This is a genomic window from Pseudomonas sp. V88_4 (assembly GCF_029967985.1).
Lineage (GTDB): Bacteria > Pseudomonadota > Gammaproteobacteria > Pseudomonadales > Pseudomonadaceae > Aquipseudomonas > Aquipseudomonas glycinae.
This window is the reverse complement of the sequence record NZ_JASCAF010000032.1, coordinates 50,740-63,938: the sequence shown is the minus strand read 5'-3', so window position 1 is coordinate 63,938 and position 13,199 is coordinate 50,740. Positions and strand designations below refer to the sequence as shown.

10 protein-coding genes are annotated in these 13,199 nt (G+C 62.4%); 3 read left to right on the top strand and 7 right to left on the bottom strand.

All coding sequences use genetic code 11. The annotated features are described in order from the left end of the window. Positions 1-38 precede the first annotated feature (38 nt). The 7 genes from QLG12_RS10625 to QLG12_RS10595 all read right to left on the bottom strand — a co-directional run bounded on the left by QLG12_RS10625 (position 39) and on the right by QLG12_RS10595 (position 7,387). Entirely contained in the window at positions 39-698 is a 660-nt protein-coding gene (locus tag QLG12_RS10625; protein WP_282474453.1) for a flavin reductase family protein, read from the bottom strand. 11 nt (positions 699-709) lie between these two features. Continuing rightward, positions 710-2,197 (bottom strand): amidohydrolase family protein, encoded by a 1,488-nt coding sequence (locus QLG12_RS10620; RefSeq protein ID WP_282474452.1) that lies wholly within the window; start codon positions 2,195-2,197, stop codon positions 710-712. Then, positions 2,194-3,390 carry an amidohydrolase family protein gene (locus QLG12_RS10615; RefSeq protein WP_282474451.1) on the bottom strand — a complete coding sequence of 399 codons (1,197 nt, stop codon included), beginning with the start codon at positions 3,388-3,390 and terminating at the stop codon, positions 2,194-2,196. Before QLG12_RS10615 ends, QLG12_RS10620 begins: the two co-directional genes overlap by 4 nt. Positions 3,391-3,529: 139 nt before the next feature. Next, positions 3,530-4,582 (bottom strand): extracellular solute-binding protein, encoded by a 1,053-nt coding sequence (locus QLG12_RS10610; RefSeq protein WP_064597104.1) that lies wholly within the window; start codon positions 4,580-4,582, stop codon positions 3,530-3,532. Between the two features lie 15 nt (positions 4,583-4,597). Continuing rightward, positions 4,598-5,386 (bottom strand): ABC transporter permease, encoded by a 789-nt coding sequence (locus tag QLG12_RS10605; protein ID WP_064597101.1) that lies wholly within the window; start codon positions 5,384-5,386, stop codon positions 4,598-4,600. Further along, positions 5,383-6,300: an ABC transporter permease gene (locus QLG12_RS10600; RefSeq protein ID WP_236192690.1), complete on the bottom strand. Its 918-nt coding sequence runs from the start codon at positions 6,298-6,300 to the stop codon at positions 5,383-5,385. The genes QLG12_RS10605 and QLG12_RS10600 overlap by 4 nt, the downstream gene beginning before the upstream one ends. A 1-nt stretch (position 6,301) precedes the next feature. Continuing rightward, entirely contained in the window at positions 6,302-7,387 is a 1,086-nt protein-coding gene (locus tag QLG12_RS10595; RefSeq protein WP_197867984.1) for an ABC transporter ATP-binding protein, read from the bottom strand. Between the two features lie 140 nt (positions 7,388-7,527). Between QLG12_RS10595 and QLG12_RS10590 the strand changes: the two genes are divergently transcribed. The 3 genes from QLG12_RS10590 to QLG12_RS10580 all read left to right on the top strand — a co-directional run bounded on the left by QLG12_RS10590 (position 7,528) and on the right by QLG12_RS10580 (position 13,123). Further along, the gene (locus QLG12_RS10590; RefSeq protein WP_064381273.1) at positions 7,528-8,217 is read left to right on the top strand and encodes a GntR family transcriptional regulator; all 690 of its coding nucleotides are present in this window, start codon (positions 7,528-7,530) and stop codon (positions 8,215-8,217) included. A gap of 132 nt (positions 8,218-8,349) precedes the next feature. Further along, complete coding sequence (locus QLG12_RS10585) at positions 8,350-10,461, top strand: ATP-binding protein (RefSeq protein ID WP_197867983.1); 2,112 nt, start codon at positions 8,350-8,352, stop codon at positions 10,459-10,461. 28 nt (positions 10,462-10,489) lie between these two features. Continuing rightward, positions 10,490-13,123, top strand: a complete 2,634-nt coding sequence (locus tag QLG12_RS10580) for an excinuclease ABC subunit UvrA (RefSeq protein ID WP_282474450.1) — start codon at positions 10,490-10,492, stop codon at positions 13,121-13,123. The last annotated feature ends 76 nt before the right edge of the window (positions 13,124-13,199 follow it).

The window sequence follows — 13,199 nt, the reverse complement described above, 5'->3', positions numbered from 1 at the left end:
TGATCGTTCCCACGCAGAGCGTGAGAACGATCAAACCTTCAGCGCTGTGGCCAAAACCGCTCGCCACCCCCCGGTGCCTCCGTCCACGCTTGCAACGAGCGGGTCGGCAGGTCGAAGTAGTCCCGGGTCCGCGCATAACCATGCCCACCCATGCGCCCGATCGCATCCAGCCCCAATTGATCGATGTACAGGGTTTTCGGGTCGATCAACTCGTCGCGCACATGCGCCATCAACACCTCGCCAAAAATGATCTCCCGCGACTGACCGATGTTCAGCGCCATCATCCGCCGGCACTCCAGCGCCACCGGTGCTTCGCCGATTCGCGGGCATTTGACCGAGGTGCCGGGAATCGCTGTCAGGCCGGCAGCGGTCAATTCATCGAAACCCGGCGCAAACGGCACGGCGCAGACGTTCATGGCCTCCACCAAGGCGTCACTGACGATGTTGACGGTGAACTCTTGATTCATCTGGATATTGCGCGTGGTGTCCTTCGGGCTCTGGTCGTCGTAGTTCTCCACGCCGAGCGCGAGAATGGGCGGATCCGCCGACAGCGCATTGAAGAAACTGAACGGCGCGGCATTGACCCGGCCTTCGCCGTCGATGGTGGTGACCAGCGCAATCGGGCGCGGCACCACGCTGCCGATCAGAATCTTGTACTTTTCCCGTGGGCTCAGTTGGCTGAAATCGAAGCTGTGCATGGCAGTGTTCTCTAAAGAAGTGGATCGATGGCGCTCAACGGCGCCTCGGCGCTGTAGTCGTCGGCGAACGCAATGGCCGGCTGGAACAGGGTTTTCCAGTCTGGTCGGCCAAAGGCCCGGTCGCTGTGGCTGCGCATCAGTTTTTCGTATTGGCGCTGGGCCTGACGTTGCAGAGTGGGATAGTCGACGCCGATGACCTGACCGTCGTGCATCACGCAGCGACCGTCGATGTAACTGGCGATGCAGTCGTCGCCGCGCCCGGCCAGCAGCAGGTTTTTCAGTGGATCGAACAGCGGGCCCAGGTGCAGGCCGCGCAGGCTGAACACGGTGATATCCGCCTTGGCGCCGGGTGCCAGGCGACCGAGGTCGTCACGGCCCAACGCCTTGGCGCCGCCGAGGGTGGCGGCGTTGTACAGGTCGAGGCTGCTGGTCAGCGATGGACCACCTTCCATGAGCCGGGCGATGTTCAAACCGTGGCGCATGTTTTCCAACAAGTCCGCCGGCCAGGTGTCGGTGCCGAGGGCGAAGTTGATGCCTTTGGCCCGATAACGGCCGAACGAATTCAATGCCTCGCCGTCACGGGCGAACACCAGCGGGCAGTGCACCAGACTGGCACCGCCGTCGATGAGCCGTTGCAGATCGTCATCTCCCGAGGTGTAGATGCCGTGGGGCAGCAGGCTGCGCGGGGTGAGCAGGTGGAGTTGCTGCAACCAGCCCAGCGGCGATGTACCGCGCAGCTGTTCGACCATCGCCACTTCACTTGGCGCCTGACAGCAATGCAGACGCATCGGTGCGTTCAGTTCGCGGCTCAGGGCGGATGTGCGTTGTAGCAGCGCCGGCGTGCAAGTCTGGATGCGATCCGGCAGCAGCGCACCGCGAATCAGCCCAGCATGCGCACCATCGAAATCCTTGAAGAACCGTTCGGCCGCGTCCAGCCCGGCCAGACCCCGAGCTTCATCCCAGTGATGGGCGAGGGTACCGTCGGCGCGCCAGTAACTCATGCCGCTCATGTAGCAGGGGCCGAGGTACGTGCGCAGCCCCAGTTCGCCCGCCACGTCGGCGACAGCGGCGAACTCGTCGTAGGTCTCCGCCCATTCGCGGTAGTACATCGAGGTGATCGGCATCGCCGTGGTGATGCCATTGCGGATCAACTGAGTGAAGGCGTAGCGGTATTTGAAGACCTCTTCGTCCGGGCTGAACGACTCGTGCGGGCCGGCCGCCAGATACTCCGCCGACCACATCCGGCCCATCGCGCGTTCGTCGCCGTTGTCCAGAGTCAGCACGGTAGAGTCGAGATCGCCGAGGGCATCCAGGTCAATGAAACCGGGGCCGATCAGCGCATTGCCGTAGTCGATCCATTGATCCACCGGCCCTTGGTATCCGCGCCCGACAAACTCGATACGCGATCCGCTGAATACCACTTCACCATCGCGCCACAGCACATGTTGCGTGCCGTCGAAACCGACCACGCAACTGGCCTTCAGGCCGATCCGTTTCACAGGCGGCTGCCCAGCAGACGACCGCCACTGGCGATCAGTTCACCGCCGCGATAGACCTGACGTACCGGTCGCGCGACCACGGCTTCACCGAGGGTTTCGACCGGCATCAGCAGAAAATCCGCCGGCCGGCCGATTCCAAAACCATACTCTTCAACACCCAATGCGCGAGCACCGTTCACGGTCGCCGCGTCGAACGCCGCCGCCAGTTCATCGTCCTTGCCCAGGTCGAAACGGAACGCCAGCAGCATCGCCCGTTCCAGCATGTCGCCGTTGCCCATCGGTGACCACGCGTCACGAATGCCGTCGGAACCGAGGCAGACGTTGACGCCTGCCTCGCGCAGCGTCAGAAACGGCGGAACCGCGCAATCGGCCGGCGCCGAACTCATCAGCGAAATCCCCAGCGCCGCGAGGCGTTCGGCGACGGGTTTGACCTGGCTCCACGGCAGCATGCCGAGGCAATAGGCGTGGCTGATCATCACCCGGTTTTGCAGGTTGAAACGCTCGGTGTAATCGGCGATCCGGGCGATCTGCCACAGGCCCAGTTCACCCTTGTCGTGCAGGTGAATATCCACGCCGCGCTGAAATTCGCTCGCCAGTTTGAACACGAAATCCAGTTGCGCGATCGGGTCGTTGTCGATGCCGCAGGGGTCGAGGCCGCCGACGTTCTCCACGCCCAGGGCCATGGCTTCGCGCATCAGTTCGGCGGTGCCGGGTCGGCTGATCAGGCCGGTTTGCGGGAACACCACCAGTTGCAGGTCGATCAGGTCGCTGTAGGTTTCGCGCAGGTGTTGCATGGCCTCGACGTGGCGCAGGCCGAATTCCGGGTCGATGTCGACGTGGCAACGCATGGTCAGCGAACCCCGGGCGATGCAGTTTTCCAGCAGCGCGCCGGCGCGTTCAGCGATCGGCGCTTTTACTTCGCGCAATACGCGGCGCTCGTTGCTGATGTAGTCCTTGAGCGTCGGGCCGGCGCTGTTCGGGCGCCAGGGTTGGCCGTACAAGGTCTTGTCGAGGTGGACGTGGCTTTCCACCAGTGGTGCGGTGAGCAACTGGTTCTGGCCGTCGATGTCGGTGGCGGCCAGTGGGGTGCTGGAGGCCGGGCGGCGTTGGGTGAATTTGCCGTTTTCGATCAGCAGGTCTTCGGCGGGAGCGCCGTAGGGGCGGATGTTTCTGAGCCAGCGGGGGTGGGACATTTCATACCTCTGTTTCTATGGTGTCTGGGCGGGCCTCATCGCTGGCAAGCCAGCTCCCACAGGGATTGGTGTCGCTCACAGATCCAGTGTGGGATTTGGCTTGCCAACGATGGCCGCAACTCGGTCTTGAGTCAGGTGATCAACCCTTGAGCTTCGACCAGATCCGATCCTGCAGCTCCCGCGCCTTGTTGCTGCATTCCTTCTCCGGCCGCAGTCGCGAGGCGTATTCCTCGGGCATGTTGATCGCGTCCATGACCTTCCATTTCGCATCCAGCAACTGATCGCTCTGAATGCCGTTGGCATAGGCAATCGCGTTGGACACGGCCGCCGCGTTTTCCGGTTTCATCATCCAGTCGATGAAAATCTTCGCGTTGCCTGGATGCGGAGCGCTTTTCGGTACGGCGAAGTTGTCCTGGAACATCGCCAGGCCTTCTTTCGGATACACGTACTTAATCGTGCTCTTCTGCAACGTGGCGCGGGCCGTCGAGCCGTTCCAGTTCTGCATCATGATCACTTCGCCCGAGGCCATGCGGTCGACGGTGTTGTCGGAGCTGTACATCTTCAAAAACGGCTTTTGCTTTTGCAGCAGTTCGAGGATGCGTTTGGCGTCCTGCGGGTTTTCCGTGCATTCGTCGACATTCAGGTAATGACTGGCGGCGTTGATCACGCTGCTGGAGGTATCGAGGGCGGCGAGCTGGCCTTGCAGTTCCTTGCGCGGCTCGAAGAATTCTTTCCACGAATCGTCGAGCTTGCCGCCCGGCACCCGGGCGCTGTCGTAGGAGAACCCGGTGGTGCCCCACAGGTACGGCGCCGAAAACTTGCGGCCCGGGTCGAAGCTCGGGTCGCGGAACGGGCCTTTGACGTACTGGAAGTTGCTCAGGGTCGGGGCGTCGATTTCCAACAGCAGGTCCTGCTTGATCAGCGTCTGCATGATCGACTGCGACGGCACGATCACGTCATACGCCGCGCCGCCGGCCTGCAACTTGGCGAGCAGGGTTTCGTTGCTGTCGTAGCCGTCCATGGTGACCTTGATTCCGGTCTCCTTTTCGAACTTGGCCAGCAGGTCCACCGGGTAGTAGTCGGTCCAGTTGTAGAAGAACAATTGCTTGGGCTCGGCGGCGTGGGCGCCGAACGCGGTGAAACAACTCAGGGCCAGACCGGATACTGCCAGACGCATGTTTTTCACTTTCATGAGCACGCTCCAGGTTTATTGTTGTTTGCCGCGTTGGCCGAGCCAGAAGGCCAGCACCACGAGAACGATGGAAATCACCAGCATCAGGGTCGAAATCGCGTTGATCTCGGGCGTTACCCCGGCCTTGATCGCCGAGAAGATGTACACCGGCAAGGTGGTTGAACCGGGCCCGGCGACGAAGAAGGTCATGATGAAATCGTCGAGGCTGACCACGAACGCCAGCACCGAACCGGACAACACCGCCGGCCACAGCAGCGGCAGGGTCACGCGGCGGAACACCTGCCAAGGGTTGGCGTACAGATCGTTGGCGGCCTCCAGCAGACTCTTGTCCAGATCGTTGAGCCGTGCGCGGATCGGCAGGTAGGCGAACGGAATGCAGAAGCCGATGTGTGCGACGATCACCGTCATCAGCCCAAGCTTGATCCCCAGGGCCATGAACAGCAGCAGGGTGGCTACGGCGGTGACGATCTCCGGCAGGATCAGCGGCAGGTTGATCCCGCCCTCGACCATTTTCTGTCCGTAGAACGGCCGGTAAGTCGCCAGCGCCGCCAGCAGTGCAATCGCCGTGGCGCAGACCGTGGCGATGGTCGCGACGATGATCGAGTTCAGCGCCGCCGTCTGGATCGACGGGTTGGCCAGGATCCGTCCGTACCAGGCGAATGAGAACTCGGTCCACACCGTCGCCGAGCGGTTGGCGTTGAAGCTGTAGGCGATCAACACCAGGATCGGCACGTATAGATAGGCGAGGATCAGCAGGCTGATTTCCCGGGTTGCGGGGAGTTTTTTCAGGTGCAGAGAAATCATGCTTTCACTCCCCGGTTCAGGGTTTTCGCCGCGCTGCGGCTGTAGAGGGCGTAGAGCACCAGTGACAACAGCAGAATCCCCAGCAGCAGGAACGACAGCGAACTGCCGAGCGGCCAGTTGCGTGCGGTGCCGAATTGCTGCTGGATCAGGTTGCCGATCATCAAAGTCTTGCCGCCGCCGAGGATCGCCGGGGTGATGAAGGCGCCGAGGCTCGGCACGAACACCAGCAACGCGCCGGCAATCACGCCGGGCATCGACAGCGGCAGGATGATCCGGCGCAGCGCGTGCCAGCGGTTGGCGCCCAGGTCATAGGCGGCTTCCACCAGGCGCCAGTCGAGTTTTTCCAGGGTCGAGTAGATCGGCAGAATCATGAACGGCAGGAAGCTGTAGACCAGACCGACGCTGACCGCGAAATCGTTGTAGAGCAGGGTGATGCCGCCTGCACTCGGGAACAGCGCGTTGAGCGTCTGGGCGACCCAGCCCTGTTCGCGCAGGATGATCAGCCACGCGTAGTTGCGGATCAGCAGATTGGTCCAGAACGGAATGGTGATGAGCAACACCATCAGGTTGCGCCGGCGCGGGGTCAGGCTCGACATCCACAATGCCACCGGAAACCCGAACAGAAAGCACAACACCGTGGTGCCACCGGCCTGGAACACCGAGCGCAACAGCGCCTGGGCGTAGACCCAGTTCAGCTCCAGTTCGCCGTCGAAGCCTTCCTGGAAAAACAGCTGAACGTAACTCTGCAGTTGCCACTGGGCCTGCCAGTCGACGCCGCCGTAGGTGTTGCGCGGCAACAGGCTGATGTAACCCATGATCCCCAGCGGAATGGCGATCAGGGCGAGCAGGGTCAACACCACCGGGCTGAGCAACAGCGCGCGGTTGAGGAAGGGGGAAGTGCTGCTGACGCTCATCTCAGGCCTCCATCAACAGGCAGGCCTGGGGCGGCAGGTGCACCGCCACGGGCTCACCGACTGCGCGACCACGGTTCAGGCCTTCGTTGTTTTCCCGCAGCATGACTTTGATGTCGTTGTTCAAGCGGCACTGGTAAAGGGTCGCGGTGCCGACATACAGCACCGCCTCGATCACGCCGCGCAGATGATGCGGCTGATCCGCTGCAACCAGTTGCGAGCGCTCGGGCCGGAATGCCAGCTGCACGCTGCTGCCATTGACGCCTTGGGGCGGGCAGGGGATTTCCACCGGCATGCCGTTGGGTACGAAGATGTTTTCGTTGTGTTCCCCGCGTTTGAGTTGGCCGGGAAGGAAATTGATGTCGCCGATGAACTGGGCGACGAAGCGGTGTTGCGGGCGTTCATAGATGTCGGTCGGGGTGCCGATCTGCAGGATCTTGCCGGCGGACATCACCGCGATCCGATCGGACAGGGTCAGCGCTTCTTCCTGATCGTGGGTGACGAAGATGAAGGTAATGCCGGCTTCCTGTTGCACGCGCTTGAGTTCGACCTGCATTTCCTTGCGCAGCTTCAGGTCCAGCGCCGACAGCGGCTCGTCGAGCAACAGCACCTTCGGCTTCGGCGCCAGGGCACGGGCCAGAGCCACGCGCTGCTGCTGGCCGCCGGATAATTGCGCCGGTTTGCGCCCGGCCAGGTGCTCCATCTGCACCAGCGCGAGCATTTCGTCGACCCGTCCGGGAATCGTCTTGCGATCAAGACCCTGCATCTCGAGGCCGAAGGCGATATTCTGCGCGACACTCATGTGCGGAAATAGAGCGTAACTCTGGAACACCGTGTTGACCCGACGCTTGAACGGCGGCAGGTGATTGACCGTTTCGCCTGCCAGACGGATCTCGCCGTCGCTGACGTGTTCGAAACCGGCGATGGTGCGCAGCAGGGTGGTCTTGCCGCAGCCCGAAGGGCCGAGGAGGGTGAAGAATTCGTTGTCGGCGATGTTCACCGAAACGTTGTCGAGGGCAGGCGCGAGGCCAGGGTCATCAGAATACCGCTTGGATACGTTACGCACTTCAATGGCTATTGGCTGACCCATAATGGTGCAATCCTCTAATTATTGTATGCAATATCTGAATGCAATTTAGAAATACCCGGATTAATCTGCTGGCGCAACCCCCCATTTCCCTGAGTGAGTCGCTCGTCGGGCAGCGTTGCCAGCATTGAAGGAGTTTTCAGATGACCGAGAAAAAACCGGAAACCACGGTCGACCGCGTCTACCAAGGGGTTTACGAGGCGATCAGCAAGCGTTCGCTGCGTCCGGGGATGAAGCTGGGCGAGGCGTCGCTGGCGGAATTGTTCAATGTCAGCCGCACGTCGGTTCGTGCTGCGCTCAAGCAATTGGAGGCCGATGGACTGGTCACCACCGAGCCCAATAAAGGTGCGTCGGTGTCGCTGCCCAGTGATGAAGAGATCCGTTCGCTGTTCGAAACCCGACGTCTGGTCGAGATCGGTATCGTCACCGAACTGTGCCGGCGCAAGGACTCTGCGGTGATGCAGGACTTGCGCGATCATTTGCTGCTCGAGGACGAAGCCCACGAAGCCGGCGACCACGAGCGACTGATTCACCTGCTGGGCGAGTTCCACATCAAGCTCGCCCGCAGCCTGAATAACCCGGTGCTGCTCGACTGGTTCCAGAAGCTGATTTCCCGCGCCTCGCTGTACGCCGCCGCGCTGGATGACGACAGTCACGAAGCCTGCCGTGATGACGAGCACCTGCGGCTGATCGAGTACATCGAGGCTGGCAATCAGAGCGCCGCCATCGAGCTGACCTGCATACACCTGGACGGCATCCAGAAGGCGATTCTCGACGTCGCTGCGAAGCTCAAGACCGGCTACCATCCGCTCAAACATCTGATCGAAGTCTGAGCGTCGGCTGCCATTGAAATCGGCTATACCTCTAATGAAACCATCGTTGCCCGATGCGCTCGAAACAGACGGGCGCGACGTTTGATCGCGCAGCGATAGATCCGGATCAACCACAAGGCGTTGAAGCAGCTGATGCAGTTTTTATCCGATAGCCATGGGTGTGACGGCTGGCAAGGCGAGATGGCCGGGCGCATTCGTGCGTTCGACTGGAGCAGGACCGATCTGGGCCCGCTCGAAACCTGGCCGGCCAGCCTGTGCAGCACAGTGCAACTGATGCTGGCATCGCCGCTGCCGATGGTCATGCTCTGGGGCCATGCCGGTTACATGATCTACAACGATGCTTACTCACGATTCGCCGGCGGACGACATCCCTACCTGCTCGGATCGCCGGTGGAACTGGGCTGGCCGGAGGTGGCCGATTTCAACCGGCATGTGGTCGACACCTGTCTGGCCGGCGGCACCCTGGAATATCGCAACAAGGTCCTGGTGTTGCTGCGCGACGGCGTACCCGAGGATGTCTGGCTCGATTTGTATTACAGCCCGGTGGCCAACGATGCCGGTGTGCCTTCGGGCGTCATGGCGATGGTGGTGGAAACCACTGAACTGGTGCTGTCCGAGCGCTTGCGTCAGGCCGCCGAAGACGCTTATCGCGCCGATAACGAGCGGGTGCGACTGGCACTGAATGCCGGGGCACTGCTCGGCTCCTTTGTCTGGGACGTCAGAAACAACGTACTGTCGGCCGACGAGCGTTTCGCCCGGACATTTTCCTACCCGCCTGATCAAGACCTGACCAATTTGCCGCAGCATATCGCCGAAGCGCACATTCACCCGGATGATCGCAATTGGGTCAAGGAGTGCGTGGAGAATTCGGTCCGCACCGGCGAGCCCTACAACGCCGAGTACCGGGTGGTGCGTGCCGATGGCAGTTGTCTGTGGGTGCTCGCCAGCGGCGCTTGCGAGTTCGACGAGCAGGGCCGGCCGTTCCGTTTTCCCGGTGTGCTGATCGACATTAACGAGCGCAAGGCGGCCGAAGAATCACTGCTCAAGTTCACCCGCAACCTCGAACAGCGTGTCGCGGATGAAGTCGAGGCGCGCCTCGCCGCCGAAGAGCAATTGCGCCAGTCGCAGAAACTCGAATCCATCGGCGGCCTCACCGGCGGCGTGGCTCACGACTTCAACAACCTGCTGCAAGTGATCGCCGGCAACCTGCACCTGCTGGCTCGCCATGAACCGGACAATGCCAACGTCCAGCGTCGGGTCAGCGCCTCGCTGGCGGCGGTGGAGCGCGGCGCCAAGCTGTCTTCGCAACTGCTCGCGTTTGCCCGGCGTCAGCCGCTGTCGCCGGCGGTGTGCAATCCCCGGCAAATCTTCGACGGCGTCGGCGAGTTGCTGCAACGAGCGCTGGGCGAAACCATTCAGATCGACGTACAGCTGCCGGAAGATCCGTGGCACATCAACGTCGACCGCAATCAACTGGAAAACGCCATTCTCAATCTGGCGATCAATGCCCGGGACGCCATGAAGGGCGAGGGCACGATTGTGCTCGGTGCCTCGAATCTCTCACTGGATCGGGCGTTCTGCTCGGGCAAAGGCATCGTGCCGGGGGATTTCGTGCGGGTTTCGGTCAGTGACAGCGGCGTGGGCATTGCCCCGCACATGCTCGAGCAGGTGTTCGAGCCGTTCTTCACCACCAAGGCCGACGGCCAGGGCACCGGTCTCGGTTTGAGCATGGTGTTCGGTTTCGTCAAGCAGAGCGGTGGGCATGTCGAGATCGACAGTCGGATCGGCGAAGGCACGCGGGTGCAGTTGTACTTCCCGCGCAGCCTGCGCCCCGTGCTTGATGACTCGCCGAGCGTCAACAATCAGCAGGCGGGCGGGTCCGAGACGATCCTGGTGGTCGAGGACAACGAAGCGGTGCGCACCTCGGCGGTCGAGCTGTTGCGCGAAGAAGGCTACCGCGTGTTGATCGCCGGCAACGGTGACGCGGCCATGCAGGTGTTGATGGAAGGCGCTCGGGTCGACCTGATTTTCACCGACGTGGTCATGCCCGGTCTGATCAAGAGCTCCGATCTGGCGGCGTGGGCCAAGGTGCAAATGCCGCCGGTGGCCGTGTTGTTCACCTCGGGCCACACTCGCGACATCATCTCGCGCAACCACCAGCTCAGTCCCGATACGCATCTGCTCGGCAAGCCTTACGGGCCCGAAGCGCTGTTGCAGATGATCCGTTCCGTGCTCAGCACCTGAGCTCCAATCCCCTGACCAAGGCTGGCCGATGACTTCCAGACGCAATTCCAGTTCTGCCGCCGGCATGGTTCGCGTGCGCGGTGCCCGTGAACACAATCTGAAGAACGTGGACGTCGACATTCCTCGCGATGCACTGGTGGTGTTCACCGGCGTGTCGGGGTCGGGCAAGTCGTCGCTGGCGTTTTCAACGTTGTATGCCGAAGCCCAGCGACGCTATTTCGAATCGGTGGCGCCCTATGCGCGAAGGCTGATCGATCAGGTCGGCGTGCCGGACGTCGATTCCATCGAAGGCCTGCCGCCGGCCGTGGCCCTGCAGCAACAGCGCGGCACGCCGAGCACGCGTTCGTCGGTGGGCAGCGTCACCACGTTGTCGAGCCTGATCCGCATGCTGTACTCGCGCGCCGGCAGCTACTCACCGGGTCAGCCGATGCTGTATGCCGAGGATTTTTCACCGAACACGCCGCAGGGCGCGTGCCCGCAATGCCATGGACTGGGCCGGGTCTACGAGGTCACCGAGGCGTTGATGGTGCCGGATCCGAATCTGACCATCCGCCAGCGCGCCGTAGCCTCATGGCCGCTGGCCTGGCAGGGGCAGAACCTGCGCGACATCCTGGTGACCATGGGTATCGATGTCGATATCCCGTGGCGCAAGCTGCCGAAAAAACAGCGTGACTGGATCCTCTTCACCGAGGAAACACCAACCGTTCCGGTGTACGCCGGGCTGACGCCGGAAGAAACCCGCGTCGCCCTCAAGCGCAACATGGAGCCCAGTTATCAAGGCACCTTCACTGGCGCCCGGCGCTACATCCTGCATACCTTCACCCATTCGCAAAGTGCGCTGATGAAGAAGCGCGTGTCGCAGTTCATGATCGGCAGCCTTTGCCCGTTGTGCGATGGCAAGCGCCTCAAGCGTGAGGCGCTGTCGGTAACGTTTGCCGGGCATGACATCGGCGAGTTGTCGCGGATGTCTCTGTTGCAAGTCGCCGAGGTTTTGCGGCCGGTCGCGGACGCGAGCTGGCTGGAACACGCCGATGAAACCGGTGAAACCCTGACCCACAGCCAGACCCGCGAAGCCCGGCAGCAGCGCGTGGCCCATGGCGCCAGCGGCCACGCCAACGCGCCGGACGTGCGCCATACGCCGAACCTGTCGCTGGAAAAACGCCTGGCCGCGCAGCGCATTGCAGAGGACTTGCTGGACCGGGTCAGCACCCTGACCGATCTCGGCCTCGGTTATCTGGCTCTGGAGCGCAGCACGCCGACCCTGTCTTCCGGTGAGTTGCAGCGTCTGCGGCTGGCCACCCAACTGGGCTCGCAATTGTTTGGCGTGATCTACGTGCTCGACGAACCCTCCGCCGGCCTGCACCCGGCTGACGGCGAAGCGCTGTTCGAGGCCTTGCAGCGTCTGAAGGCCGACGGCAACAGCGTGTTTGTGGTCGAGCACGATCTGGACACCATGCGCCGGGCCGACTGGCTGATCGACGTCGGCCCGGCAGCCGGTGAAAAGGGCGGGCAGATCCTCTACAGCGGCCCGCCGTCGGGGCTGGCGGCGATCGAGCACTCGCAGACCCGCGCCTATCTGTTCGCCGAACAGCAACGCTCCACACGCACTGCGCGCAAACCTTCGGGCTGGCTGAAGCTCGACGGCGTCACCCGTAACAACCTGAATAACCTCAGCGCCGAGTTTCCGTTGGGCTGTTTCACCTCGGTCACCGGCGTCTCCGGCTCCGGCAAGTCGAGTCTGGTCAGCCAGGCGCTGCTGGAACTGGTCGGCGCGCAGCTCGGGCGCAACGTCGGTGACGCCGAGCCGGAAGAACTCAATCTGGAAGACGATACCCCGTCTGCCAGCACCGGTCAGGTCAGCGCCGGGCTGGAGTCGATCAAGCGTCTGGTGCAGGTTGATCAGAAACCTATCGGCCGCACCCCGCGTTCGAATCTGGCGACCTACACCGGGCTGTTCGATAACGTACGCAAGCTGTTTGCCGCGACCGATGAGGCGAAGGCGGCGGGTTACGACGCCGGGCAGTTTTCCTTCAACGTTGCCAAGGGGCGCTGTCCGACCTGTGAAGGCGAGGGCTTTGTCAGCGTCGAATTGCTGTTCATGCCCAGCGTTTATGCGCCGTGCCCGACCTGTCACGGCGCGCGATACAACCCCGAAACGCTGGCCATCCTCTGGCAGGGCTTGAGCATTGCGCAGGTGCTGCAACTGACCGTGGATGAAGCGATGGCGGTATTTGCTGAGCAACCGGCGATCCGTCGTTCACTGGAAGTGTTGCGCGACATCGGCCTCGGTTACCTGCGCCTCGGGCAACCGGCGACCGAGTTGTCCGGCGGCGAAGCCCAGCGGATCAAACTGGCCACCGAGCTGCAACGCAATCAGCGTGGCGCGACGTTGTATGTGCTCGACGAGCCTACCACCGGCTTGCATCCGCGAGACGTCGACCGCTTGTTGGAGCAACTGGACAATCTGGTGAGCGCAGGACATACGGTGATTGTGGTCGAGCATGAAATGCGCGTGGTGGCGCAGAGCGATTGGGTAATCGACATCGGTCCGGGCGCGGGGGATCAGGGCGGGCGGATCGTCGTGGCCGGGACGCCACAGAAAGTGGCGGCGAGCAAGAAGAGCCGGACTGCGCCGTTTCTCGCCAGGGCTTTGAGCCGCTGACTGCGTCGCATGGGCCGGCCTCATCGCGGGCGAGCCCGCTCCCGGAGTCTGATGTGTTCACGAGTTTGTGTACGGC

Bases quoted from the DNA above. Each gene is read 5' to 3' on its own strand.
- QLG12_RS10625 (WP_282474453.1), bottom strand. From the start codon at position 698: ATGCACAGCTTCGATTTCAGCCAACTGAGCCCACGGGAAAAGTACAAG.
- QLG12_RS10615 (WP_282474451.1), bottom strand. From the start codon at position 3,390: ATGTCCCACCCCCGCTGGCTCAGAAACATCCGCCCCTACGGCGCTCCC.
- QLG12_RS10610 (WP_064597104.1), bottom strand. From the start codon at position 4,582: ATGAAAGTGAAAAACATGCGTCTGGCAGTATCCGGTCTGGCCCTGAGT.
- QLG12_RS10605 (WP_064597101.1), bottom strand. From the start codon at position 5,386: ATGATTTCTCTGCACCTGAAAAAACTCCCCGCAACCCGGGAAATCAGC.
- QLG12_RS10600 (WP_236192690.1), bottom strand. From the start codon at position 6,300: ATGAGCGTCAGCAGCACTTCCCCCTTCCTCAACCGCGCGCTGTTGCTC.
- QLG12_RS10595 (WP_197867984.1), bottom strand. From the start codon at position 7,387: ATGGGTCAGCCAATAGCCATTGAAGTGCGTAACGTATCCAAGCGGTAT.
- QLG12_RS10590 (WP_064381273.1), top strand. From the start codon at position 7,528: ATGACCGAGAAAAAACCGGAAACCACGGTCGACCGCGTCTACCAAGGG.
- QLG12_RS10585 (WP_197867983.1), top strand. From the start codon at position 8,350: ATGCAGTTTTTATCCGATAGCCATGGGTGTGACGGCTGGCAAGGCGAG.
- QLG12_RS10580 (WP_282474450.1), top strand. From the start codon at position 10,490: ATGACTTCCAGACGCAATTCCAGTTCTGCCGCCGGCATGGTTCGCGTG.